The 24429-nt window shown below is 62.9% G+C and carries 19 protein-coding genes; 11 read left to right on the top strand and 8 right to left on the bottom strand.

Annotation, left to right across the window (positions count from 1 at the left end):
* Positions 1-10 precede the first annotated feature (10 nt).
* Genes HMPREF2879_RS04625 through HMPREF2879_RS04610 form a run of 4 tightly spaced genes read right to left on the bottom strand, consistent with a single transcriptional unit; the run spans position 11 to position 7103 of the window.
* Positions 11-1879: an ABC transporter ATP-binding protein gene (locus HMPREF2879_RS04625; protein ID WP_070634918.1), complete on the bottom strand. Its 1869-nt coding sequence runs from the start codon at positions 1877-1879 to the stop codon at positions 11-13.
* The gene (locus tag HMPREF2879_RS04620) at positions 1879-3906 is read right to left on the bottom strand and encodes an ABC transporter ATP-binding protein (protein WP_070634917.1); all 2028 of its coding nucleotides are present in this window, start codon (positions 3904-3906) and stop codon (positions 1879-1881) included. Before HMPREF2879_RS04620 ends, HMPREF2879_RS04625 begins: the two co-directional genes overlap by 1 nt.
* The gene (locus HMPREF2879_RS04615) at positions 3899-4918 is read right to left on the bottom strand and encodes a metallophosphoesterase (RefSeq protein ID WP_070634916.1); all 1020 of its coding nucleotides are present in this window, start codon (positions 4916-4918) and stop codon (positions 3899-3901) included. The genes HMPREF2879_RS04620 and HMPREF2879_RS04615 overlap by 8 nt, the downstream gene beginning before the upstream one ends.
* 40 nt (positions 4919-4958) lie before the next feature.
* On the bottom strand, positions 4959-7103 hold the full coding sequence (locus HMPREF2879_RS04610) for a transglycosylase domain-containing protein (RefSeq protein WP_070593809.1): 2145 nt from the start codon (positions 7101-7103) through the stop codon (positions 4959-4961).
* Positions 7104-7269: 166 nt separating this feature from the next.
* Between HMPREF2879_RS04610 and HMPREF2879_RS04605 the strand changes: the two genes are divergently transcribed.
* The 3 genes from HMPREF2879_RS04605 to HMPREF2879_RS04595 all read left to right on the top strand — a co-directional run bounded on the left by HMPREF2879_RS04605 (position 7270) and on the right by HMPREF2879_RS04595 (position 9303).
* A complete protein-coding gene (locus tag HMPREF2879_RS04605; RefSeq protein WP_005504647.1) occupies positions 7270-7473 on the top strand; it encodes a DUF4177 domain-containing protein in 204 nt (67 codons plus the stop codon).
* 185 nt (positions 7474-7658) lie between these two features.
* The gene (locus HMPREF2879_RS04600; RefSeq protein ID WP_049349843.1) at positions 7659-8141 is read left to right on the top strand and encodes a RidA family protein; all 483 of its coding nucleotides are present in this window, start codon (positions 7659-7661) and stop codon (positions 8139-8141) included.
* On the top strand, positions 8134-9303 hold the full coding sequence (locus HMPREF2879_RS04595; protein ID WP_049349846.1) for an NUDIX hydrolase: 1170 nt from the start codon (positions 8134-8136) through the stop codon (positions 9301-9303). Before HMPREF2879_RS04600 ends, HMPREF2879_RS04595 begins: the two co-directional genes overlap by 8 nt.
* A 146-nt stretch (positions 9304-9449) precedes the next feature.
* Here HMPREF2879_RS04595 and HMPREF2879_RS04590 read toward each other — a convergent pair whose 3' ends face one another.
* Positions 9450-10127, bottom strand: coding sequence for a Crp/Fnr family transcriptional regulator (locus HMPREF2879_RS04590; protein WP_012902921.1), 678 nt, complete (start codon positions 10125-10127; stop codon positions 9450-9452).
* Positions 10128-10608: 481 nt separating this feature from the next.
* On the opposite strand from HMPREF2879_RS04590, the gene HMPREF2879_RS04585 reads away from it, so the two are divergent.
* Positions 10609-11787 (top strand): MarP family serine protease, encoded by a 1179-nt coding sequence (locus tag HMPREF2879_RS04585; protein WP_070593807.1) that lies wholly within the window; start codon positions 10609-10611, stop codon positions 11785-11787.
* An 80-nt stretch (positions 11788-11867) separates the two neighbouring features.
* On the opposite strand, the gene aroQ is transcribed toward HMPREF2879_RS04585, so the two are convergent.
* Positions 11868-12308, bottom strand: a complete 441-nt coding sequence (gene aroQ, locus HMPREF2879_RS04580; RefSeq protein ID WP_005504658.1) for a type II 3-dehydroquinate dehydratase — start codon at positions 12306-12308, stop codon at positions 11868-11870.
* Between the two features lie 186 nt (positions 12309-12494).
* Here aroQ and nth point away from each other — a divergent pair, with 186 nt between their 5' ends.
* Together nth and HMPREF2879_RS04570 are read left to right on the top strand one after the other, a co-directional pair.
* On the top strand, positions 12495-13406 hold the full coding sequence (nth, locus tag HMPREF2879_RS04575) for an endonuclease III (protein ID WP_070593806.1): 912 nt from the start codon (positions 12495-12497) through the stop codon (positions 13404-13406).
* A gap of 50 nt (positions 13407-13456) precedes the next feature.
* On the top strand, positions 13457-14221 hold the full coding sequence (locus HMPREF2879_RS04570) for an NUDIX hydrolase (protein WP_070634915.1): 765 nt from the start codon (positions 13457-13459) through the stop codon (positions 14219-14221).
* A gap of 138 nt (positions 14222-14359) precedes the next feature.
* Here HMPREF2879_RS04570 and HMPREF2879_RS04565 read toward each other — a convergent pair whose 3' ends face one another.
* Positions 14360-16366: a bifunctional 3'-5' exonuclease/DNA polymerase gene (locus HMPREF2879_RS04565; protein ID WP_070634914.1), complete on the bottom strand. Its 2007-nt coding sequence runs from the start codon at positions 16364-16366 to the stop codon at positions 14360-14362.
* A gap of 238 nt (positions 16367-16604) precedes the next feature.
* Between HMPREF2879_RS04565 and HMPREF2879_RS04560 the strand changes: the two genes are divergently transcribed.
* From HMPREF2879_RS04560 to HMPREF2879_RS04540, 5 genes are all read left to right on the top strand, one after another.
* A complete protein-coding gene (locus HMPREF2879_RS04560; protein WP_246822905.1) occupies positions 16605-18176 on the top strand; it encodes a TadA family conjugal transfer-associated ATPase in 1572 nt (523 codons plus the stop codon).
* A 42-nt stretch (positions 18177-18218) separates the two neighbouring features.
* Positions 18219-19475 carry a type II secretion system F family protein gene (locus HMPREF2879_RS04555; RefSeq protein ID WP_070634912.1) on the top strand — a complete coding sequence of 419 codons (1257 nt, stop codon included), beginning with the start codon at positions 18219-18221 and terminating at the stop codon, positions 19473-19475.
* Between the two features lie 128 nt (positions 19476-19603).
* Positions 19604-20233, top strand: coding sequence for a DUF4244 domain-containing protein (locus HMPREF2879_RS04550; protein ID WP_070634911.1), 630 nt, complete (start codon positions 19604-19606; stop codon positions 20231-20233).
* A 150-nt stretch (positions 20234-20383) separates the two neighbouring features.
* Positions 20384-20848 carry a TadE family type IV pilus minor pilin gene (locus tag HMPREF2879_RS04545; protein ID WP_246822904.1) on the top strand — a complete coding sequence of 155 codons (465 nt, stop codon included), beginning with the start codon at positions 20384-20386 and terminating at the stop codon, positions 20846-20848.
* Complete coding sequence (locus HMPREF2879_RS04540; RefSeq protein WP_049353873.1) at positions 20835-21395, top strand: Rv3654c family TadE-like protein; 561 nt, start codon at positions 20835-20837, stop codon at positions 21393-21395. Before HMPREF2879_RS04545 ends, HMPREF2879_RS04540 begins: the two co-directional genes overlap by 14 nt.
* Positions 21396-21446: 51 nt before the next feature.
* Here HMPREF2879_RS04540 and HMPREF2879_RS04535 read toward each other — a convergent pair whose 3' ends face one another.
* Positions 21447-24233 carry a DEAD/DEAH box helicase gene (locus tag HMPREF2879_RS04535; protein WP_070634909.1) on the bottom strand — a complete coding sequence of 929 codons (2787 nt, stop codon included), beginning with the start codon at positions 24231-24233 and terminating at the stop codon, positions 21447-21449.
* Positions 24234-24429: the final 196 nt, after the last annotated feature.

Raw genomic sequence — 24429 nt, 5'->3', positions numbered from 1 at the left:
GATAAAGCTTCTAGGCTTCAGTCTCCTGAACCTGATTCAGCTCATCCCAGGAGGCGTACATCGCCGCAAAACGACCGCCGGAGGCAATCAGTTGCTGCGGGGAGCCATCCTCCATTACGGAGCCCTCATGAATCACCAGCACACGATCAGCACCCAGAACCGTCGAGAGGCGATGCGCAATCACCAGCGCCGTACGCCCCGCCAACACGGTTCGTAGCGCCGCCTGCACCGCACGCTCACTCGGGATGTCCAGCGAAGCCGTCGCCTCATCCAGAATCAGCACCCGCGGATTCGCCAAGAACACGCGAGCAAAGGACACCAGCTGACGCTGACCCGCCGACAGGGTAATACCGCCGCGGCCCAGCTGCGACTCGTAGCCCTCACGCAGACGCTCAATGAACGCGTCAGCACCCACCGCCTTTGCGGCAACCTTCACCTGCTCATCGGACGCCTGCGGGTTACCCATGCGGATATTCTCCAGAATCGACGCGGAGAACAGGAACACCTCCTGGGTGAGCATGAGCACCTCACGGCGTAGCTGCACATCCGCCAGTTGGCGAACGTCCACGCCGTCAATACGCACCTGACCGGCTGAAACATCGTAGAAACGAGCTACCAGCTTAGCGATAGTCGACTTGCCAGCACCCGTAGCACCCACCAGCGCCACGGTCGTACCCGGCTCAATGCGCAGGGTCGTCTCCTTCAACGCGTGACGATCCGACGTGTACCCAAAGACCGCCGAATCCAGCTCCACCAAAGCGCCCTGAACCGAGCCGGACGCGCCCTCAGCAGCACTAGACTCAGCAGCAGACTCTACAGCGCGCTCATGCGGATGATCCGGCTCAGCAACCTCCGGCTCCTCAGCCAAGAACGACGACAGCTTCTCCAGCGCGGACATCGCCGACTGGAACATGTTGTAGAACTCGGACAGCTGCATGACCGGCTCAAACACGCGGTTCGCGTAAATCACCAGCGCCAGCAGGGTACCGATCTGCATGGTGCCGCCCAGCACCGCATAACCACCCAGCACTAGCGCACCGGCAATAAACACATTGCCCAAAAGCATCAGCACGGGTGAGTAGACGCCGAAAATCTTAATGGAATCCATCACCGCAAGGCGGTAACGCTCCGACGCCTGAGCGTACTCATAACGCATCTGCGCCTCCGCACCAAACGCCTTCACCGCACGGATACCCGTAAAAGTCTCCACAAAACGGCTCGTCAAATGCGCAGACTCGGTACGCATCGTACGGAAAACCGGCACCGCGGTCTTCTGGAACCAGCGCGTCAAGAAGTAAATCGGTACGCCCATGACCAGCATGAACAGACCAATACGCCAATCCAGAAGGAAAATAGCGACCGCAGAAATCACCATGGACAGCAAGGTAATCGCCAACTGGCTGATGCCGCTGTCCAAGAAGCTGCGGACCGTATCAATATCGCTGGTCAAACGCGAAATGACCTTGCCCGAGGTGTACCGCTCATGGAACGACACGCTCAGCGACTGCGCGTGGCGGAACACCCGCTTACGCAGGTACACCACCACGCCCAGCGACACACGCACCGTGTACGCCACGTTGACCCACGAAAAAATCGCGGTCACCGCGGTAGCCGCCACAAAAAATACCAGCAGGGTCAGCAGGGGAGAAACGTCACCCTGCTTGAGCGGTTCAATGGAACTATCCAAAACGCGGGCAATCAGAATCGGCGCAACCGCCGAGGAACCCGAGACCAAAAGCACCGAAATAATCGACAGAGCCAATGCCCCACGATGCGGGCGCAACATCTGGCGCAGCAGAGCCATCGAGCGTTCACGGGTCTCCGCGCGCTCCTGCGGGCTCATCTGTTCCCGCGGCTCCGCCGGACGATGATGGGCCATTAGCCCTCCTCCATCGTCATCAGCTGGCGGTACTGCTCCGACGACTCCATCAGCTCAGCGTGAGTACCCTCAGCGACCACGGCACCATCAACCATCAGCAGCACACGGTCCGCCAGAGCCACCGTGGAGGGGCGGTGCGCCGTCAACAGGGTAGTAGCGCCGCCCAGTCCCTCCAGACCCTCACGCAGACCGGTAATAATACGCTCCTCGGTGTTCACATCCAACGCCGAGAACGGGTCATCCAGCAGCAGCACGGAGGGGCGCTTTGCTAGGGCGCGCGCCAAGGACAGGCGCTGACGCTGACCGCCCGAAAGGCTCAGACCCTCTTCACCAATGACGGTATCCAGACCCTGTGGAAGCTCCGCCACGAAATCGCAGGCAGCCAGCTGTAGCGCAGTCTGGAGGGTCGCCTCCAGCTCTTCTGCGGCGGGGTAGTCCTCATCCTCGGTGCCGCGCTCGTACTGCTCGGCAACGCCCATCAGTACGTTCTCGCGGACCGTGCCGGAGAAGAGCACCGCCTCCTCAAAGACGAACGCGGTCTGGGCGCGCACCTCCTCAATAGACATGTCAGCGGTGTCTCGGGTGCCAAAACGCAGGGAACCGGAGGTCGGCTCGTAGAAACGCGGAACCAGCGACAGCACGGTCGACTTGCCGCTACCGGTTGCACCCACCAGCGCCAGAATCTCGCCCGGGAAAACCTTGAAGTTTACGTCCTTCAGCACGGAAACCTCGGGAGCCTTAACCGCAGAGTTTGCCTCAACAGCAAGCTCGGCAGGTGCTTCGGCTGCGTCGTAGCTGAACTGAACGTGATCGAAAATGACAGACACTGCGCCACCGCTGGGGTACTGCATAGTTTCCTTCCCGGAGTCGCCCTCGGCAGACACTCCAGCTAGTGTTGACGAATCAGAAGCACCCTGCGGATGCTCGGGCCCAGACACAGCCGCGGAGCCACGAACCAGCGGCACCGCCTCAAAGCCGGGCTCGTCCATGACCTCGTTGTGGCGTTCCAACGCCACCTTATAGCTCAAATAGGCAGACATCAGCGCGGTCGAGCGCGTCACGTGGCTGAGCACGGTCGTCTGCACCGCAAAGTAGGCGGTCATCGCACCCAGGCTCAAGGTGCCCACCGCAACCTGCGAAGCGCCCACAGCCAGCGCCACCGCCGTAGAGACACCCACAATCAGGCCCTGGTACAGGGCAACACGAGCCACCAGCATCGACCTGCCGTACTCGCGCACCTGCAGGGAGTCCACCGACTCGGAATATTCCTGAATCTGCTCGGGGGAGCGGCCCAGCGCCTTAATCACGCGGATGCCGCGCACCGACTCCTCAATGCGGGTGGAGAGGTCGCCCGTCATCTGCTGAATCTCATGTGAAGCACGGTAGTACTTGCGGGTGAAGTTCACCAGCGACAGCACCAGAATCGGCACGGTCACCACGAACACTAGCGCCAGCGACGGCGAAGAACGTAGCATGAAGAAGCCACCAACCAGGAACATCACCACAACAGTCAGCATCTGAACAATACCGAAAGACAACCAGCGGCGAATCGTCCCCAAATCGCTCATGGAGCGGGTCAGCAACTGACCGGAGGGCCAACGATCCAGCAGAGAAAGCGGGGCGCTGAGCAGGCGATCAAAGAAGTTCATGCGCATGGACAGCTCAATCGTGGAGGTCGGGTCCACAATCAGCCAGCGCCTCCAATACATGAAGGAGGCGTGCGCAATACCCAGCAGAAGCACCAGGCCTCCGGCAATCCAGATGGCGCTCTCGGTGGTGCTCTGCGAGAGATGATCCACAATAATCTGCAACATCTGCGGGATGGAAATCTCAAGGGCACCGGCACCGAACGCCACGAGCAGGCCCACGCCCCAGCGCACACGAATCGGACGCGCATACGCGGCGAGGGTGCGTGGGGCACGCTGACCGTGCGCGTAGTCGATCGGGTCGGGGGTCGGTTCGCTCGCCGTCTCCAAGAAGGGGTTGCGGCGGCGCTTAGTCGTGCGTGCTGTAGAAGCCTCAGACATTAGCGGCGGCACCTTTCGAAGCGTCGGCTTCACCCTTATCGCGAGCCGTGAGGGTCACCAGGATTGCCTCCGGCGGGCAGAACAGACGCACCGGCGCAAAACGAGAGGTGCCCAAGCCGGCAGAAACCTGAACCGGAATACCGGACTGCTCACTGACACCCTTCGCACGCGAAGGCGGCAAATCGCAATTGCTGACCAGAGCATGACCGCCGGGCAGGCAGACCTGACCGCCGTGCGTATGACCGGCAAAAATAGCCTGCGCACCGTCCTGCACGAAGCGGTGCAGGGTACGCATATAGGGGGCGTGCGCCACGCCGATACGGACGCTCGGCTCCTGCCCTTCGTCGAAGGCGCCGGGGGCGAATCCGGGGTGCTCATCGTAACGCAGGTGCGGGTCATCTACACCGGAGAACTCCAGGCGCAGACCCTTGAGATTCAGCGTATCGTAGCGGTTGACCAGGCCCGTCCAGCCGCGCGACTCGAAGGCGTCGTGCATCCGCTCAATGGGCAGTGCTACACGCGAGCCCTCCTCAATCATCTGCGGGGTGCGCGGCTGCCACAGGTAGCGTGCCGGGTTCTTGAAAACCGGCGCGAAATAGCAATTCGAGCCGGGCACAAATACGCCGGGGAAGTCCATGAGCGGGTCGAGTGCCTCCAGTAGCGGGCCCATACCGTCCACGTGGGAGAGGTTATCGCCCGTGTTCATCACCAAATCCGGCTCCAGGGTAGCCAGCGAGTGCATGAAGTCAATCTTCTTCTGCTGGCCCGGAATCATGTGCATATCCGAAATATGCAGAATCCTGAAGTCGGGGCTCCCGGCGGGCAGCACCGGCAGGGACTCGGTGCGGAGCTGAAAATTGTTCAGCTCAATAAAGTGCCCATACGCCGCCGTGGCGGCCCCCAAGGCTGCAGTGGCGGCTACCGCCCCCGCTACCTTCTTCAGGAGCGGGGAGGAGCCGCGTGCGCCGGGGACCGCCACGGGGACGCGGGCGTTGACTGCGTTTTCACACATTATCAATCGCCTTTCAGGCTTCAGCTGGTGAGCTGTGATTCTAGCTGTACGACAGAATCTTATCGCTGGGGGCGGTGAAGTCCTTCGTGTTGTACTTCGGTGCCATCGTCTTCATGAACGACTGCCACTGTGCACCCGCGTAGGTTGCACCATCGACGTACTCGAGGACTCGACCGTTAATGCCCACACCGTTCAGGGAGCGGAAGCCGAGGTTGTTAGAACCAACCCAAGACGCGGTGGACAGGCCACGAGTGTAGCCAACCTGCCAGGTCTGGGAGGAGTTATCGTTCGTACCGGTCTTCGCAGCCGAACCGTTCGGCAGACCAATACCGCGCTGAGAAGCGGAACCGCCAGGCTGGATAACACCCTTCAGAACCCAGCTGACACCGTTCGCGATGTCCGGATCCAGGACCTGCTCACACTGGTTCTGGTATTCCTTCATGGTTTCACCGTTGGTCTTGGTAATCTTCTCAATCGGGCGCGGGGTGCAGTACTTACCCTCGGAAGCGAAGATAGCGTACATGGATGCGCTGGTCAGCGGGGAGATACCGTACTTGGTACCACCAATGTTGGTACCCAGGTCGGGGATGCTGTGCAGCGGTTCGCCGGTACCGTCCAGGGCGTGCATCTTGATTGACAGGTCGTGCACATCGCACAGGTCAATCTGGGAGAGCATGCCGTACAGGTACGAGTTCAACGACTGGCGAATACCGTACGCAGCGGTACCGTAGGTCAGACCGCCGTTGACTGCGTTCTTATAGGACCAGCCGTTCGGCTGACCGGTGTAGTAGTACTTACCGCCGTCGTAGCACTTGGCGTTCCAGCCGAAGCTGGTGGGCCAGAACAGCTGGGTACCGTTCACGGTAGCGTTAGCGCCGCGGCCGCTGATGAGCCACTGAGCCAGAATAATCGGTTTGAACGTCGAACCGGGCTGGAAGCCGCGGGTACCACCGTAGGCGCTATCAACGTTGTAGTTGTACTCGGTCTTGGAGTGGTCGTTTGCGTCTGCGGGGCTACCGAGCTCGGTGTTCTGTGCCATCGCGATGACGCGGCCGGTGCCGGGCTCAACACTGGTCAGCGCGGAGTTCACGTCGTTCCAGTTGGTTGCTGCCGGCTGGGTGGAGTCCACAGCCTGCTTTGCCGCGGTCTGAGCCTCGGGGTTCAGGGTGGTGATCACCTTCAGGCCGCCACGCTTGATGGCGGTGTTACGCAGCTCAGCGGTTGCGCCGAGGGACTCATCCTGCAGCAGGTAGTTGACCACATAACGGCAGAAGAACGCCTTATCACCTGCCAGGGAGCAACCCTGGGACTTGGTGTGGACGTTGAGCTTAATGTCGCTGGCGATGGCGTCGCTGTATTCCTTGTCGGAAATCTTGCCGTCGCGGAGCATGGTGCCCAGAACGATGTCGCGGCGTTCACGGGCGAGTTCGGGGTTCACGGTCGGGTCGTACACGTTCGGTGCCTGCACCAGACCGGCAAGAAGGGCGGACTGTGCCACGTTCAGGTCCTTAGCGGAAATACCCCAGTAGTACTGTGCAGCAGCCTCAACACCGTAGTTCGAACCACCAAGGTTCACGATGTTCAGGTAGCCTTCAAGGATTTCGTCCTTGGACTTGTTCTGCTCCATAGAAATCGCAAGCTTCATCTCGCGAATCTTTGCGGCGTAGGTCTTGTTACCGTTCAGGGTTGCGGTAGCGTCCTCACCACGAGCCACAGCGGAGTCAACAATGAGGTTGTTAACGTACTGCTGGGTCAGGGTGGATGCACCCTGACGGCGGCCGCTGTTGGAGTTAATGATGTTGTTCAGGAACGCACGACCGATACCGATAGCGGAGACAGCACCGTGATTGTAGAAGTCACGGTCCTCCACCGAGACGATAGCGTTCTTCATGTGCTGAGAAATCTGATCCAGCTTGACCGGTTCACGGTTCTCTTCGAAGAAAGTCGCGATTTCGGTCTTGCCGTCAGCAGCGTAAATAGTAGAAGGACGGGAGGAAATGCCATCGGCAATGTCGTCAGGAAGGTCCTGGAACCATGACATCGACGCGTTCGTGACCATACCCAAGCTCACGGCAGGGGGTACGACAATAATTGCCGCAAGGAAACCGGCAATCACGCTGAACGCGAGGAACTGCAAAAAATCTCCCGGGCGGCGACGCGCACGGGTTTTCTTAGATGAAGCCATTCATTCAGTTTATCCCATGAAGCTGTGAGAGGAAGTCCGGTTCGGCACCCCACAGGGAGGTGGGCGCCTCAGCGCTGAGAATAAAGCCCCCAAAAGCGCCGGACATTGACCGAAACCATAGTGAATCCCTTTTACTTATTCGACCCTGAAAGCTAGTCTAGAGGGTATGAAGAAATGGGAATACGCAACTGTACCGCTGATGATCCACACGACCAAGGCAATCCTCGACAACTGGGGTGAAGACGGCTGGGAGCTCGTAACTGTTCTCCCCGGCGCATCCGCACCTGCTGGCGCAACCCCCGCGTCGAACATGGTCGCTCCGACTCAGGGCAACCCCATCGCCTACTTTAAGCGCGAGAAGGCTGACTAAGAGCAACGTACCCGGCGGTCACCTCGCTATCCCGGCCCTCCTATAACTAGGGGAGCGCGGGAATAGATGAGGAAGACCGCCGGTTAGCCATTTAACAGCTGCCTGAATATCAGTAGCGTTTAGATTTACAGCATTTCCCCTATCACCGTTTGGGTGCCAGCACCCGCCATCCTTCTGGAGTAATCATGACTGAATCCCGTATTGAAGCACGTATCCGCGAACTCGGTTACGAACTGCCCGTAGCACCCGCCCCCGTTGCAGCCTACGTTCCGGCTGTTACGTCCGGCTCCTACGTGTACACCTCCGGTCAGCTGCCCTTCGTTGAGGGTGCTCTGCCCGAAACCGGTAAGGTTTCCGACTCCGGCGCTGAAGGCTCCGTGACCCCCGAGAATGCGAAGAAGTACGCGGGTATCAGCCTGCTCAACGCCCTGGCAGCGGTCAAGTCCGTCATTGGCGACCTGGACCGCGTGCAGCGCGTCGTGAAGGTTGTCGGCTTCGTGGCATCCGAGGTGAACTTCACCGCTCAGCCCGCCGTCATTAACGGTGCCTCCGAACTGCTCGGCGAAATCTTCGGCGAGGCAGGCCAGCACGCCCGCTCCGCCGTCGGCGTTCCCGTTCTTCCCCTGGACTCGCCCGTAGAGGTCGAGATCATTGTTGAATATGTCTAATCTGTACACCGGCGCGCTGCCGCTGTCTGCTATTCGTGCTGCCCAGGCTCAGCGGGCGGCGCAGGACGCTCCCGATAAGACTGCATACACCGCATCCGCACAGGACAACGGCACCGCCCAAAACATCAAGACTCTACCCCAGCCGGTGCAGGAACGCCGCTTCGGCACTCCCACCCCGGCTGAGGGCGTGGAACGCCCCCGCGTGTTCACCGGCCGCCAGTCAGGCCCGCGCACCGCATCCATCCAGCGTCTCTACACGATTCCCGAGTTCATGCGCACCGCCGCCGAAAGCTGGCGCGAATGCGGCAACGAAGGCACGACCGGCTGCACGATGCGCCAGGCGGCATCCGTCATTTTTGTGCGCGACGGCGACAACGGCCTCGAAACGATTCTGACCTACCGTCCCGGCACCTCCCCGCTGGGCGTGGTGGCTTTCCCCGGCGGTACGGCTCTTCCCGGTGATGATGAGTCCGCCTCCTGGGTGGGTCCCGGCGCCGACTACTGGCAGGAACAATTCCACTTCTCCGATATTGCGCAGGCACGCCGCAGCGTCATGGCAGCCGTGCGTGAATCCTTTGAAGAGACCGGCATTCTGCTTGCAGGCGAGGACGAACAGGACGTCGTGGAACGCTCCAGCACCCCTGAGCTCATGGCGTGGCGTGAAGCGGTTGCCGAGCAGGACAAGAGCTTCTCGGACTTCTTGACCTCCAGCGGCTTGAGCGTGCGCGCCGACCTGCTGCGCCCGGTCGCGCGCTGGCAGTCCCCGGACTTCTTCCTCAAACGCTACGATATCGCCTACTTCACCACGGCGTTGCCCGTCGGTCAGGACCCGAAGCTACTGCTCGGTAAGGGCGTGTGGGGTGACTGGCTGAACGTGCGTGAACTGCTCGAAGCCAAGGACACCAGCGAACTGGGTGACCGCATCGGCCAGCCCAACACGGTGGGCCGTACCCTCGACCAGCTCATTACCCCCGGCGTGATGTGCATGCTCGAATCGCTGGCGAAGGCTCAGACCTCCGTCGCGTGGCTGTCGAAGCGCCGCAAGATTGAGGTGAAGAAGCCCGTGCTCGTCACCCACAACGGTGCGTGCATGCTCTCCTTCACCGAGGTGGTTCCGGCTACCACCGGTTCCATATACACCGGCGCGATGGGTGCGCTCTAAGAGGGTATTGCAGCCGTTCGCTCGTACGATGAAGCGTTAAAGAAATCAGGAGCCGTTTCCCCATGCAGAGGGAAACGGCTCCTGATCTATTTAAGCTGTGCGTCTTTCAGCGAGGGCGTCCTAGAATGCCCTAACTCAAAGAGACCTTAGCGGGAACGCTGGCGCAGGCGGGGCAGGTCCAGAATGACAACTGCGCGTGCCTCCAGACGGATCCAGCCGCGAGAAACGAACTCGGCAAGAGCCTTGTTCACGGTCTCGCGGGATGCGCCAACCAGCTGTGCCAGCTCTTCCTGAGTCAGCTCGTGAGCAACGAGCACGCCGTCGGTTGCGGGGCGGCCGAAGCGGTCAGCCAGGTCCAGCAGCGCCTTAGCGAGGCGGCCGGGAACGTCGGAGAAGACCAGGTCAGCCAGTGCCTCGTTAGCGTGGCGCAGGCGGCGAGCCAGAGTCTTAATAACCTGATCGGAGATAGTGGGATCGAGCTGCTGTGCACGCTTGAAGGACTCGTGCTTGATGGCAGCCAGGCGAGTCTCAGAGACAGCCACAGCGTTGGTCGAACGGGGCGAAGGATCGAAGAGAGCCATCTCGCCGAAGACGTCACCGGGACCCATGATTGCAACCATATTCTCGCGGCCGTCAGCGGCGGTGCGACCCAGCTTGACCTTACCGGAGAGTACAGCGAAGAGCTGGTCGTCCTGGTCACCCTCGTAGAAGAGGACGGCGTTGCGGGAGAGGTCAATCTCCTGAATGTCATCGGTCAGCAGAGCGAAAGCTGCGTCGTCGAGGTTAGCAAAGAGAGGGGTACGACGGAGGATCTCGAGATCCATAAAGTTCTCCTAGATATGAGGTGATGAGCCGAAACTCGTAAATGTTCAGTGAGTGAGCCCGAACCGGTGTCATGCGTCTCAACATCTGAAATGTGAGAAGGCTCAAGCTAGTGTGACATATTCAACTGATACGAGCGTACCCTAAAAAAGCGCTTTATGCATTCCGATACAGCGAGCTTTACACCAAAAGTTATTTCTTCCGAGAAAATTCAAAGCTTCCCCACAGGTTTACCACCTAATATCAGGCATTCAGGTGTGTACTTTTATCGGTACCAAGCACGCTGACACCCTCATGACAAACAGGCCCCCGCCTCCACACGCGGTACGATGCGACGAGGCAGAAACCCGGTCTCAACAACCCCGGAACCGCCCGTCACGCCCGCCGCAGGGTACAGCGTGCCACCACACTCATCGGGCACAGCCCGCACCAATCACATGGGCACACCGTGACCACTTCTACCCACCAAGGAGGCAATTAGTCGTGACGACCGGCATCAACCTGCTTGATATTGCTATCCCCATCATCCTGCTGCTCTACTTCCTCGCCGGAGTCCGCAGCGGATTCTTCACCACCCTCGGAACCTTCCTCGGTCTGGGCCTGGGCGTCTGCGCCGCAGCCTGGCTCGTGCCCCTCGCCGTCGCCTCCGTGGGGTCGCAGTGGAGCCTCATTACCGCCGTCGGTGTGCTCATCATCTGCCTGACCATCGGACAGTGGCTCGGCCTCATTGCCGGACGCACCATTCGCCGCGTCACCGACATCACCCCGCTCAAGGGCATTGAGCGCTTCTTCGGCGGTGTGCTGAACCTTGCCGCCTGCGCCCTGGTCATGGTCGTGCTGACCATCTCCATGCGCACCGTACCCATCCCGCAGCTCAACACCGCGCTCAGCGAATCCAAGACTCTCTCCTGGATGGTCGCCTCCACCCCCGAGGTCGTCAAGGACCGCATCAACACGGTACGCAATGACGTGCTCGCCTTCGGAACCATTCCGGAAGTCAGCCAGCTCATCGCCCCCGAAACCAGCGCCCCCACCCAGACCGTAGAATCCGCGGCACTGGACCGGGCGGCTGCCTCCGTCGTTGAGATTCTGGGTGCCGCAGAGCAGTGCGGCTACACCTCCACCGGCTCCGGCTTCGTGGCGGACAACGGCCTGGTCGTCACCAACGCCCACGTGGTCGCCGGCGTGACCTCCCCGGTCGTGCAGGACTCCCGCGGCCGCACCTGGCCCGGCACCGTCGTCTACATGGATACCGAACAGGACCTCGCCTTCATCAGCGTGCCCAAGCTGCCGCTCGAACCGCTGACCATCGGCACCAACGCCACCGCAGGTAGCCTTGTAACCTTCATGGGCTACCCCAAGGGCGGCCCGTTCAAGGCACTGCCCGCCACCGTGCAGGGCATCGGCAACACCCAAACCATCGATGCCGACACCGGCCGCGCCAACGCCATGCGCCAGGTCTACCAACTGGCAGCCGACGTGCAGCACGGCAACTCCGGCGGCCCCGTCCTCGACGAAAACGGCAACGTGGTCGGCGTGATCTTCGGTAAGGCAACCACCGGCCAGACCGGCTACGCCATCACCGCAAGCACCCTCAAGCAGGCACTGGCTGAAGGTGGCGACAACACCGCCGCAGTCTCCACCGGCACCTGCCGCAAGTAGCTAACAAAAACATTCAGGCTCCCGAACCTCTAGCGAGGAACGGGAGCCTGAACTATTTAACGAAAGGAGGCGGCGCGCTGTTATTCCGCCAGATGCTGCGCCAGGAAATCAACCGCCATGACATAGCCGTACGCACCCGCACCGGCAATCACCGCGGTAGCCTGCGGCGACACAAACGAATGATGACGGAACTGCTCACGACGATGCACATTCGACAGATGCACCTCAACCACCGGAAGCTCAGCCGCCTCCAGTGCATCATGCAGCGCCACCGACGTGTGGGTGTACGCCGCCGGGTTGATAATAATCGCCGCGCCACGAGTACGAGCACGCTGAATCTCATCCACCAGCGCGCCCTCATGATTCGACTGCATAAACTCAACATCAAAACCATGATCCGCCGCGCGCTCACGCACCATACGCTCAATATCGTGCAGAGTGGTGTAGCCGTACACCTCGGGGCGGCGCTGCCCAAGCAGGTTCAAATTCGGTCCATTAAGCACAAAAATCGTATCTGACATAAAACCAGTGTGGCACAGCGAGCGCCCGCTGAGCGCTAGCCGACGCGAACTGCCCAGAAAATGATGCGGAGGAGGGGAGAGCGCAGGCGCGTGGCGGATGCGCATCCCCGCATACGGGGGGCGACGCGCGCCAAGTACGGTGAACCTCGCTACCGCCCACACACCTAAGCCCGGTACCCTCGCGCTATGACCGAGAACGCCACCCAGCCCGCAGCGGGCGCACAGAACACCGCGGCAGAGAACGCCGAATCGCTCCTACAGATCCGATTCGTTCCCGAATTCAAAGCCGCAGCCGCCGCACGCCGCCTCAACGCCCGCGCACCCGAAAGCCACCTCGCCACTGTGCGCCGCGCCCGAAAGATTAACCGCATCCTCGGCGAAACCTACCCCTACGCCGTCGCAGAACTCGACTTCGACAACCCCTTCGAGCTACTCATCGCCACCGTGCTCTCGGCACAAACCACCGACGTGCGCGTCAACTCCGTCACCGGTGCACTCTTCGCACGCTACCCGGACGCCGCCGCGCTCGCCTCCGCACGTACCGAAGAGGTCGAACCCTACATTCAGTCCCTCGGCTTCTACCGCGCCAAGGCACGCTCCATCGTCACCCTCTCCCAGCAGCTCGTCGAACGCCACAACGGGCAGGTCCCCTCAACCCTCGAAGAGCTCGTAGAACTCGCCGGAGTCGGCCGCAAAACCGCGAACGTGGTCCTCGGAAACGCCTTCGACGTGCCCGGACTGACCGTAGACACCCACTTCGGACGCCTCGCCCGCCGCATGGGATTCACCACTGCAGACGCCCCCGAGACGGTCGAAAAAGACGTTGCCGAACTCATCGAACGCAAAGACTGGACGCTCTTCTCACACCGCATGGTCTACCACGGCCGCCGCATCTGCCACGCCAAAAAGCCCGCCTGCGGCGTATGCCCCGTCGCCGACCTCTGCCCGTCCTACGGCGCCGGGGAGACGAACGAACAAGCAGCACGTAAACTCATGAAATACGAAATGGCACCCGGCCGAGAAGACCTGCACCTGCGATTCCTGCAGGGCGCAACCCGCCGCGAACTCATGGCAGAAGGCTACCCGCTCAGCGCCTAACGGCGACTGAGCCGAACCGGAATGTAGCCGCGCAGAAGAGAGGTACACAGATGAGCGAAAACACGTCCCAGCAGGAGGCGCAGCACCCCGCCCAGCAGGCACTGGCGGCTCTCGCAGAGGGCGGCGTGGCATTCGACGTCCAAGCCCTGCTGCGCAGCGCACCCGCCAGCCCCCTGAACAAAGAAGCCGCCGTGCTGATTCTCTTCGGCGTGCTCGATAACTCGCCCTCCACCGGCAAATTTGACGGCTGCCCCGAAAACGTCAGCGCCGACCTGGATGTACTGCTCCTCGTACGTGCCGCAACCCTGCGCTCACACGCCGGTCAGCCCGCCTTCCCCGGCGGCAAAATCGACCCCGAAGACTATGCACTCGCCGAAACCACCGGCGAACCCGTCGCCCACATCGCCGCCCTGCGTGAGGCGGTCGAAGAAACCGGGCTCGACCCCGCCGGCGTGCAGATCCTCGGCCAGCTGCACACCCTGCCGCTACCCATCAGCAACTTCATGGTCACCCCCGTCATCGGCTGGTGGAACAGCCCCGTGCCTGTCGAAGTCGTTGACCACAACGAGTCCGCGCTCATCGCCCGCGTGCCCGTGCGTGACCTGCTCAACCCCGCCAACCGGCACACCGCCTACGTCAAACGCGGCCGCACCTCACACCGCACTCCCGCCTTCGAGGTGCGCATGCCCGGCGGTGAAGAGTTCACCGTCTGGGGATTCACCGCGATTCTGCTGGACCGGATCTTCGACTCGCTCGGCTGGACCGTGCCCTGGGATACAAAAAAGATGCGCACGGCACCCGGCTACGAGGAGTAAAGCTCTTCGCAGAATAAACGCCTGACCAGCGGATATAGGGTGCAGATAGGGGCGGCAGGTAGCTTGAACGAAGCTACCCGCCGCCCCTATTTTTTGTTGCACGGTGCCGCCTATATGCCGCTGATTATTTACCGCTGGTTACTTACCGTCTGCGTAGTTGCGCACCCGCGCCACCGACACTGGAAAATCAACCGGCACCCGACCGAACAGCAGACGCGCCGCCTCCGCAGCGCCCTCACGCACAATACGCTCCACGCGATCCGCCTCCAGCTCGGGGCCGCACAGCAGAAGCTCATCGTGCAAAAAATACACAATGCGGGTGCGCATCGGCATACCAAAAATCCGCTCCGACAACAGACGAGAACGCACCGCGCCCATCCAACACAGAGCCCACTCAGCCGCCGTACCCTGCACAATAAAATTGCGGGTCATACGCCCGTGCGCACGCGCAGTCGACACCGCACGCGACTCAGCCGCCGGCGAAGACCGATCAGCCACAATCTCACGGAAACGCTCATCCACCGGCGGGGACGTACGACCCAAAAAAGTCGTCACCTGACCGCCCGCCTCACCAATACGAGCCGCACGCTCCGTAAAGTCCATCGCCTGCGGAAAAAGCGCCGCCACATGCGGCAACAGGGCGCCAATCTCACCGCTGCGGCCGCCATACATAATCGCCAGCATGCCCACCTTCGCGTGGGAACGCCCCGTCAAACCCACACCCTTCAGGCGCGCCAGCTCGGCAATACCCGCATACAGGTCAGCGCCACGACCCGCCGAAGCGAGCGCCTCATCACGGCTCAACGCCGCCAAAATACGTGGCTCAATCTGCGAGCCATCCGTCACCGTCAGCACCTGACCCTCCGGCGCCTGCACCGCCTGACGAATCTCCGCCGGAAGCTGCAACGCACCACCGCCGGAAGCGCCCCAGCGCCCGGTCGCGGCTCCACCCACCTCAAGATGCGGGCGGAACGCACCCTCAGAAACCCAAGTATCAGCCCACGTCCAGCCGTTAGCAGTCCAAATACGGTACAGCTTCTTATAACGCAGAATCGGGTCAATCAGCGCCCAACGCTTCTCCCTTTGAGCCGGAATCGCATCCGCCCAACTCTTCAACTCCCACGAACGCGTAGACTTCACCGAAACCCCCGCAGACTGCAAAGCACGCAAAAGATCCTGCGGCGAATCCGGGTTCAACGACGGCATAAACAGCATGCGCTGAATCTGCTCCGCCAACTCCTGCATCTTCTGCGGACGCTCACCAGGCGCCGGACGCGGACCCAACAACTCGCACAGATGCTCATGATGCGCCTGCACATTAAACGGGATGCCGTAATAACCAATCTCAGCCGCCACCAACGCACCGGCAGATTCAGCCGCCGCCAAAAGACGCAACCGCTCCGGGTGCCTTGACTCGCTAATAGCGCGCGCCTGTGCCAGCCATTCACGCATCAGCACACGCACCACCGGATGCTCCGGCAGCAGAGTCACCGGGCCCGCCGCCAACTGCGGGGCAAAAGGCTCATGAGGCGCCGCCTCAAGGAAATCCGGGGAGGAATCAGCAGGAGAACCGGCGAATGCGGCGGAAGAGGTAGCGGGCGCACTCAAAAAATCAGCGCCGAATAGCTCCTCCTGACCCTGAATCTGCCGCGCCACCGGCAGATACCCCTGAGGCTCCACAGCCTCACGCACATCAGAAAGATTCAGCACCGGGCTGTACTCCACAAAACCGCTCGGATGCGTGGCAGCAGTAGCCAAAATTCGCTGCACCAGACGCAAATCATGGCACAGATGTACCCGCACCCCGCGGCGCAGAAGCAGCGGGTCAAAGTGGCGGGTATCAGCCCAAATCCAGCGCGGAAAACGCCCCTGTGCCGAATCAGCCGCCTGCCGCTCCACCTCTCGCACATACGCCGGAAGATTCGCCGCACTCACCCGATCCGCCCGCGTAATCCGCGGAATAAAGGTCGGGTCCTGCAATTGCTCAGCGGTCGGCGCCGAAAAATGAAAAGCACCCCACGAGGTCACCGGCTGAGCACCGCGCGGGGACGCACCTGCGGCAATAGCCGACGTGACCGGGTGCGCGGGGGTGCCGGTCTGGGCGGTAATACCCGCGCCAGTGGCAGGACTGAGCAGAACGTACATTCTTCCATTATCGGTGACCGGGTGCGAAGGCGCGCGGTTTGTGGTCGCGGGTGGGGCGGTTTGCGGAAGGGACAGGGGAGGGCTGAACGCGCCGTGGTTTGTCATAAAAGCGCCGGATGCGTGCGTTTTGTTCGTTTGAGGTGCGTGCATCGTGGATATTTCGGGGTGCGCGAGGAGTTATCCACAGAACGCTCATTCTCTTAAAAATTTAGGATGGGCGCAATGCTCTCCTAGAGCCATGAACCCCACCAGAAATCCCGCCAGCAACACCGGTAGTCCCAATGGCTACCCGACCAGCGCCGTGCAGAATCTAAGCACACAGAGTCCAAGCACGCAGGTGCAGGGAACGAATCGACTGGGTGCGCAGAATGCAGGTGCGCGCTCACTGCCCGCCCTGCTCATCCCCGAAGACTACCGCGCCCGCGCCGTCGCCCTGCACGCCCGCGAACTGATTCTGCGCTCGCCGCAGATGAGCGCTATCGCCCTGGGCGGTTTTAGCGGCGGGTTCAGTGGCGGGGCCGAGCGAGCAGGGGAGCGGCCGCCCGCAGGTGGCGCAACCGTCGCGGGCAGTGCAAACGCTGCGAGTGCCGCGGGCGGTGGGTTACTCCAAGAATCCCAACCCCTCCGCGAGATCCTCGAAAACGCCGTGGATGAGGCAATCTGCACCATCGACGGTGGACACCTGGGGAACACGAACGCAGAAGGAACGGGCGCAGGCGGAACTAATGTGACGAAGCCCCGAAAATTCCGCACCAAAAAGGTGCAACCCGCGCCCGCCTCCTGGAGCTACCCCAGCGTGGAATACGTGCCCATCAACCGGCAGACCGCACTGAGCTACCTCGCCGCGGAACTCTACGGCCTCGGCGCCCTCGACCTGCTCCTTGACGAGGGGCAACGCGCCGGAACCATCACCGATATCTACGTGAACTCGCCCTGCGATATCTGGGTGGGCATCAACGGAACCACCCGCCCCGTGGCGCTGAGCCTCGGCAATGAGCGGCGCGTGCGTGACCTCGCCGAACGGCTCATCCGCAGGCACGGCGGGCAGCTGGATGCCGCACATCCGGCGGCTGACATCAGCGACGAGCACGGCAGGCGCATCCACGCGATTATCCCGCCGCTGAGCGAACGTACCCGGCTCTCCGTGCGCCTACCCGCCCGCGAGCGCCCCACCCTGGCACAGCTGCAGGCCGCCGGGCTGTGTGATGAGGCGACCGCCGCCTACCTGTGCCGCATGATTGCCGAACGCCGCGGATTCCTCATTAGTGGTGGTACCGGCACCGGCAAAACCACCCTGCTCAACGCCCTGCTGGGGCTGTGCACGCCGCAGGAGCGCCTCATTCTGCTCGAAGACACCCCGGAGTTGGCGCCGCAGCATGAGCAGGTTATTGCCCTCAAAACCCGCGCCGCCAACTCCGAGGGTGCCGGCGAAATCGGGCTGGGTGAGCTGATTGTGCAGGCGCTGCGTATGGGCCCGGATCGGCTCGTGGTCGGTGAGTGCCGCGGCGCGGAGGTGGTGCACCTGCTGACCGCCATGAACACCGGTCATCGCGGCGCCGGAACGACCCTGCACGCCAATAGTGCGCAGGCGGTGCCCCTGCGTTTGTGCGCCCTGGGTGCGCTCGCCGGACTGGATAGTAGAACGGTCGCTCTACATACGGCGACGGCTTTTGAACGCATTATCCACCTGGAACACCGGGACGGTCGCCGCCGCATCGAGGGTATTTACAGCCTGCACCCCGCCACACAGGGGAGCGAAGAGTATCTGCAGGTCAGGCGTATTTCTACCGGGTCCGAAGTTGGGTACTAGCCCCCGAAATGGGGGAAGCAGAAAACGTGAAAGGAGGAAGCAATGAAGCAGAACGAGAAGAGCAACGGAAGCCTTCGCGAACGCTGGACTGAGTGCTGGACTGAGCGCCTAGCTGGGCGTATCGCCGGAGCAGCCAGTGCCGAGGAAATGCGCATGTGGCCGCTCATGCTACGCACCCTCGCCCTGAACCTACGCGCCGGCATTCCCCTGCAGGAAGCGGTGCGCACCGACCCGGGCTCTAGGCAGTTCGGGCAACTCGGACAGTGCGAGCTGGTGCCGGGTACGGGGAAAACGTGCACGAAGAATAGCTCTCGGAAAAGCGCCCGCCCCCGACGGGCACGAGGCCTCTCGCCTCTTTCCGAAGACTACGGGCACAAGCGGTGCGCCGAAGATATCCGCCGCTTCACGCAGGCTCTCGCCACGCTTACCTCTTGGGGTGCACCCGCGCACCTCGCCTGCGCCCAACTGCTCGAAAACAGTGCCCGGATGCGCCCGCACAGCCGCGAGCGCCTGCACGACCTGCAGCTGAGCCTGCGCATGAGCGAGAGTGCCGGTGCGCCGCTCGCCACGAGCCTGGAACGCGCCGCCGAACACGCCGAAGAACGCATCGACGCGCTCCTGGGTAGGCAGAGCGCCCTCGCCGCACCGCGCGCCACCGGCAGAATCCTCTCCTGGCTGCCGTTGCTCGGCCTGGGTCTGGGTGTGCTCATGGGAAGCGACCCCGTGGGCGTGTTGACCGGCTCCATTCTCGGGGCGCTTACCGGCTTGCTCGGGTTGGGGCTCGCCTTTGCCGGGCGACGCTGGACCGCCGTGCTCGTGCATCGGGCTGAGGTGGAGAGCGCGGCAAGTAGTGGAGCCGAACAAACCTCGAACGTGCCGCCCGTCGATACCGCCCTCGTGCTGGAACTACTCGCCGCACAACTACGCGCCGGGCTCGCACCGCTCGCCGCCCTGGGCACCCTCGCCGAGGCGCTCAACAGCCGACCGCTACACACGGTCTGCCAGCGCCTACAGATGGGCAGCGGTTGGGGGAGCGCCTGGTCGGGCTCCGCGGCGGGAACCTTCGGTGAGCTGCGGGATGCGCTCGCCCCCGCCTACACGGGCGGCGCACCCAGCACTGCGCTACTGCTCTCCCTCGCCGATGCGCACCGCCTCAGCGAGCGCCGCGCGGCAGAACGTGCCGCAGGAAGGCTCTCCGTGGCGCTCGTGGTGCCCCTCGGGCTGTGTTCGCTACCCGCCTTTATCTGCCTGGGTATTGTGCCCATCCTCATTTCGCTGCTACCCACGCTGACTGGCTAAAGAACCAAGCCCATAAGCGCTGTTGACTAGCTGAAATGCCGAAAAGTTTAGACCCTCGCTCTGCGCCTCGAAGGCAGAAGAGCACCCACCCCGCCCCGAATGACCGGGGCGCAACGAAAGGAAAACCAATGACGAACACCCTCTGCGAAGCAATCCGCCACGACCTGCACCCGGGCGATGCCCCGATTACTGCCCCGGTCGGCGCACCGCGTGAAATTCAGGCTCACGCACCCGGTGCAGAAGCGCAGACCATTCTGGGTCCCGTACCGCTGTCCGTTGCCATTGCAACCACCATGAAGCAGCTGCGCGAAGAATGCCCCGAGCTTTTTACCGATGTTGAACTTTCCGCCGGCGCTGAGCAGAACCACGCCGGCCCCAGGATTGACCCTCACGAAATGGAGATTGATATGAACACTGACCGCCTGAGCCCCGAGCAGGCGCTGACCATTGCCCGAGCGCTCGCCGAGGGCTGCACCCTGGACGAATGCGGCGCCACCTGCCGCAGCCTGGGTGAGCACGCGCCCGGCTGTGCCGAATACGTGCCTGCTGAAGGCGATGAAAAGACGCCCGCTGAGTATGCCCCGGCGGGTGATCCGGAGGAGGGCGCCTCCACCGCGGAGTACGGCATTGTGATGCTTGCGGCGGTCGGCTTTGCTGGTCTGCTGGTGCTGATTCTCAAGTCCGATGAGGTGCGTTCCATGCTCCTGGATATTGTGCGTAATGCGCTGTCTATTGCGGGCAATACGGGACTGCTCTAGCGCTTTTGAAAATTCCATCGTGGAGTTTTGCTCTAGGTGCTATGCACCCCGAAAAATGAGGCAAGAAAGGAGGAATAAAGAATGAATGCTCATGTGAATTTGGGTGCTTGGTGGCATGCTCAATCCGCAGGTAAAACCGGGGCGGAATCGGTGCCCGATACCCCGCACGAGGACGCCGCAGAAGAGGGTGTCATCACCGCCGAATTTGCGGTCGCCCTACCCGCCGTGACGGTGGTGCTCGCCCTCTGCCTGGGCGCCGCCTCCACGGGGGTTGCGCAGCTCAAGGTGGAGGAATCCGCGCGAACGGCTGCCCGCGCCGCCGCCCGCGGAGACTCCGAGGCGCAGATTCGCTCCGCCGTCAGTCGCATCGACCCGGCGCAGAGTGTGCAGATTTCCGTTTCTCCTGATAGCGCAGTTGATGCAGGGGAGGGGCGCGCCCGGCAGGTGCACGTGCGGGTGAGCCGCCCCGCCCCCGGCGTGATTGGCTCGACGACCGGCTGGGTACTGCGAGCGGACGCCCATGCCCGCGTTGAAGGTGGTGCTGGCAGTCAAGAAGGCACTGGCGCTCAGGAAAGCGCTGACAGTGAAGAAAGCATCGGCAATGATGGTGAATAAAAGCTCGGTTCTCGCCTGCTCCGCGGAAGAGCAACCCGAAGAGGGTAGCGGCACCGTCCTCGCCCTCGCCATTATTGCCGCGCTGCTGGTGCTGACCGTGGTAATTGCCGGGCTCATCGGGGTGGTTTCTGCGAATCGCAGGGCGTCCGCCGCCGCCGATTTGAGTGCGCTCGCGGCGGCGGATGCCTACCGCGGGCTCACAGAGGGCGACCCGTGCGCGGTCGCAGCGGACCTTGCCGAACGCCACGGCGCGCACCTGGAATCCTGCACGTTTCCGGATCGCCCCGAAACGGTGGAGGTGACGGTCGCCGTCCCCGTCGCAGGACCCATGGGCATGCTGGGCCCGGCGAGGGTGCGTGCCCGCGCCGGGGCTGAGTCCCCCGAGGAAGAGCTTCCCGAAGAAGAGCGCGCGGCGGCGGGGGACGCGGAGGAGCTGAGCCCCGATGAGGTTGCCGAGCTGGAGGAAGAGCTGGGAGCCGAGCGGGACTCGGTGCCCGAATCTCCCGATCCGGAAGGCCCAGTCGACCCAGAAAACCCCACCGACTAGGCTTTTTGCGCTCACCGGGAGTTGTCATCCCAGCTTGCGTGACCTGTGTTCCTACACCTCCGCCATACTCCGCAACATTGCCGTCAGCAGCGCCCGCGCGCCGTGTTTGCTGAGCGGCTCGTTGCGGTTGCCGCATTTGGGCGAGTGCACGCAGGAGGGGCAACCGTTTTCGCATCCGCAGCTTTCGATTGCTTCAAGGGTGGCGCTCAGCCACTGCGCAACCGCGTTGAAGCCGCGCTCGCTAATGCCCGCGCCGCCGGGTGCGGCGTCGTAGACGAAAATGGTGGGCCTGCCGGTGTCCACGTGAAGTAGCGTGGAGAGTCCGCCCAAGTCCCAGCGGTCGCTGGTGGCGATGAGCGGCAGCAGCCCGATGGCGGCGTGCTCGGCGGCATGCAAGGTGCCGGGGCCGTCCTCTTCGGTCACGCCCGCGCCGAACAGGTAGCTGGGCTCGAAGGTGAACCAGACCGCCTCGGTCATGAGCACTTCGGGCGGCATGGGTTGCGCCTCTTCGCCCAGGTATTCGCCGCCGTAGACGGAGAATCGCCGGTAGCCGGTGACCTGGTCGGTGACCTGAACTTGCCCGCGGTGCATGGTGAGCGGGGCGAGCTGCTGCGCGTCGGTTTCGGGTGCAGGCTCGCCGGGAACCGCTTCTCCAACAGCGTTTTGCGCACCGTAACTGACCCGCGCATGCTCCGCCAGAATACGCACCTCCGTGTTCTCAACGGCGCGCGTGTAGTAGTCCGGGTAGACGCGGCTGAGCAGAATCACGCGCTCGCCCTCGCTGAGGGATTCGACCACGTACTGCGCGCTCTGGTGAATGTAGATTGCGCCCGGGTGCCCCTGGCTCATGGCGTGCGCGGCGTCCATGGTGCCAACCAGGGTGCCGTCTTCGGCATCGATGAGCTGGTAGGGGCCGCCGCCGGTGCCGCGGATATCGACCAGGTCGGCGGCTGATTCGGCGTGCGTCCAGTACCAGCCGTCCGGGCGGCGACGCAGGTACCCCTGCTGCACCAGCCGATCCAGCAGAGCCGCGGTATGCGGACCGAAGAGACTCAGTTCTTCAGCGCGGATGGGTGCCTCCTGCGCTGCGGCGCACAGCTGCGGTGAGAGCACATACGGGTTCGTCGGGTCGAATACGGTTGCCTCAACCTCCTGCCCGAAAATCGCCTCCGGGTGGTGCACCAGGTAGGTGTCGAGTGGGTTGTCGTCGGCAATGAGCACTGCGAGCGCGTCCTGACCGCTTCGACCCGCCCGGCCCACGCGCTGCATGAAGGAGGCGCGGGTACCCGGCCAGCCCGCCACGAGTACGGCGTCCAGTCCGGAGATGTCAATGCCCAGCTCCAGTGCGGAGGTGCTCGCCAGGCCGAGCAGTTCGCCGTTGCGGAGTTTGCGTTCGAGTTCGCGGCGCTCTTCGGGGGTGTACCCGGCGCGGTATGCGGCGACGCGGTGGGCGAGGCCCGCCTCCACCTCGTCGAGGTAGCGTTGGGTCTTCTGCGAGAGGATTTCTACGCTGCGGCGCGAACCGGCGAAAACCAGGGAGCGGGTGCGGGAAAGCACCAGGTCGGTGAGCATTTGCGCGCCCTGCTCCACGGGGGAGACGCGGCGCGGCGCCTCCTGCTCAGCCTTCGACTGGACCGCCTGCTGCTGGGTGCTGCGGGTGCCCTTGGCGAGCTGATCGTGCGCCTTGGGCGGCATGAATTCGGGCTCCCAGAGTGCGACGGTGGTTTCACCGCGTGCGGAGGTGGACTCGGTAATGGCGGTGACCGCCTGCTGCGGCACGCCGATGAGCTTGGAGAAAGACTCGACCGGGTTGGAGCTGGTCGCGGAGGCGCCGTAGAACACGGGCACGGTGCGGTAGAGCGCGCAGACGCGGCGCAGGCGGCGCAGCAGGTTGGCGATGTGCGCGCCGAAAACGCCGCGGTAGCTGTGTGCCTCGTCGAGCACCACGTAGCGCAGCCCGCGCAGGAAGGATGACCACTGCCGGTGGTTGCTCAGGATTGAGTAGTTGAGCATGTCCGGGGTGGTGAGGATGAAGTTGGCGTGTTCGCGGATCCAGCGGCGTTCGCCGGTGGGGGTGTCGCCGTCGTAGCTTGCCGCGTGGAGTCCTGGCAGGTTGTAGGAGGTGAGGGCGGTGAGCTGGTCGGCGGAGAGTGCCTTCGCCGGTGAAATGTAGAGAACGTTCGCTCTATTATTGAGGTTTTCTGCTCCCGAATACGCGGAAGTTGAGCTCACTGGCTCGCCACACGATGCACGGTAGATTGCGTCCAGGGTGGGCATCAGGTAGCTCAGGGTCTTGCCTGAGGCGGTACCAGTCGCCACAATCACGTGCCCGCCGTTGCCGGTGCTCTTCGCGTCTTCGGCGTGTGCGGGAGTCGGCGCTTCAACGCGCCCAGGCTCAAGACGCTCAGCCTCAATCCGCCCCGCCTGCCAGCCGTAGCGCGCCGCACTCGCCGCCAGCGCCGCATCAAGACCCGCGTGGGCGGCGTCTGCCGCCTGCACCTGGTGGGCGTAGGGCTCGGCAATGCCGAGCGATTCGAAGGCCTCCACCACGCGCGGATGCAGCCATTGCGGCCAGGGCGCGTAGCTCGCCGCCCTAGCGGCAATGGTGTGAATATGGGTCACCTGCTCGGGCAGGGTTCCGGTGCGTTCTGCCTCCGGAAGCAGGGATGCCAGCACCTGCTGTGCGCTCGCGGGAAGCTCGCGGTAGCGCAGCGTTTTTGGGCGCGCCGCAGACTGCCCCTGCGGCTGTTCGGGCTGGTGTACAGACTGATGCGTGGGCTGCTGTTCAGGGTGCTGGTTGGCGTTCTGCGAGGAGATGCTGTGCGGCATGGGTTCCATTGTAGAGCGGCGGGCTAAAACCCGACCTGCCACCGGTCACGCGCTACCCTGAACGCTGGCTCCGAGCCCGGCTCCGAACCCGCTCGGATCCTGCCCCGACCCAGAGCCTAGCCCCTAACCTAACCCCGCCCTAATCCTGTCCCAGAACCGCCCCCAGCACCGCTTCTGTGCCGCCGACCCCGTAGTCAGTGCACAC

Source organism: Rothia sp. HMSC069C04, from assembly GCF_001812895.1.
Lineage (GTDB): Bacteria > Actinomycetota > Actinomycetes > Actinomycetales > Micrococcaceae > Rothia.
This window is presented reverse-complemented; position numbering and strand designations above follow the sequence as displayed.

Bases quoted from the DNA above. Each gene is read 5' to 3' on its own strand.
- HMPREF2879_RS04625 (WP_070634918.1), bottom strand. From the start codon at position 1,879: ATGGCCCATCATCGTCCGGCGGAGCCGCGGGAACAGATGAGCCCGCAG.
- HMPREF2879_RS04620 (WP_070634917.1), bottom strand. From the start codon at position 3,906: ATGTCTGAGGCTTCTACAGCACGCACGACTAAGCGCCGCCGCAACCCC.
- HMPREF2879_RS04615 (WP_070634916.1), bottom strand. From the start codon at position 4,918: ATGTGTGAAAACGCAGTCAACGCCCGCGTCCCCGTGGCGGTCCCCGGC.
- HMPREF2879_RS04610 (WP_070593809.1), bottom strand. From the start codon at position 7,103: ATGGCTTCATCTAAGAAAACCCGTGCGCGTCGCCGCCCGGGAGATTTT.
- HMPREF2879_RS04605 (WP_005504647.1), top strand. From the start codon at position 7,270: ATGAAGAAATGGGAATACGCAACTGTACCGCTGATGATCCACACGACC.
- HMPREF2879_RS04600 (WP_049349843.1), top strand. From the start codon at position 7,659: ATGACTGAATCCCGTATTGAAGCACGTATCCGCGAACTCGGTTACGAA.
- HMPREF2879_RS04595 (WP_049349846.1), top strand. From the start codon at position 8,134: ATGTCTAATCTGTACACCGGCGCGCTGCCGCTGTCTGCTATTCGTGCT.
- HMPREF2879_RS04590 (WP_012902921.1), bottom strand. From the start codon at position 10,127: ATGGATCTCGAGATCCTCCGTCGTACCCCTCTCTTTGCTAACCTCGAC.
- aroQ (WP_005504658.1), bottom strand. From the start codon at position 12,308: ATGTCAGATACGATTTTTGTGCTTAATGGACCGAATTTGAACCTGCTT.
- nth (WP_070593806.1), top strand. From the start codon at position 12,495: ATGACCGAGAACGCCACCCAGCCCGCAGCGGGCGCACAGAACACCGCG.
- HMPREF2879_RS04570 (WP_070634915.1), top strand. From the start codon at position 13,457: ATGAGCGAAAACACGTCCCAGCAGGAGGCGCAGCACCCCGCCCAGCAG.
- HMPREF2879_RS04565 (WP_070634914.1), bottom strand. From the start codon at position 16,366: ATGTACGTTCTGCTCAGTCCTGCCACTGGCGCGGGTATTACCGCCCAG.
- HMPREF2879_RS04560 (WP_246822905.1), top strand. From the start codon at position 16,605: ATGAACCCCACCAGAAATCCCGCCAGCAACACCGGTAGTCCCAATGGC.
- HMPREF2879_RS04555 (WP_070634912.1), top strand. From the start codon at position 18,219: ATGAAGCAGAACGAGAAGAGCAACGGAAGCCTTCGCGAACGCTGGACT.
- HMPREF2879_RS04550 (WP_070634911.1), top strand. From the start codon at position 19,604: ATGACGAACACCCTCTGCGAAGCAATCCGCCACGACCTGCACCCGGGC.
- HMPREF2879_RS04540 (WP_049353873.1), top strand. From the start codon at position 20,835: ATGATGGTGAATAAAAGCTCGGTTCTCGCCTGCTCCGCGGAAGAGCAA.
- HMPREF2879_RS04535 (WP_070634909.1), bottom strand. From the start codon at position 24,233: ATGGAACCCATGCCGCACAGCATCTCCTCGCAGAACGCCAACCAGCAC.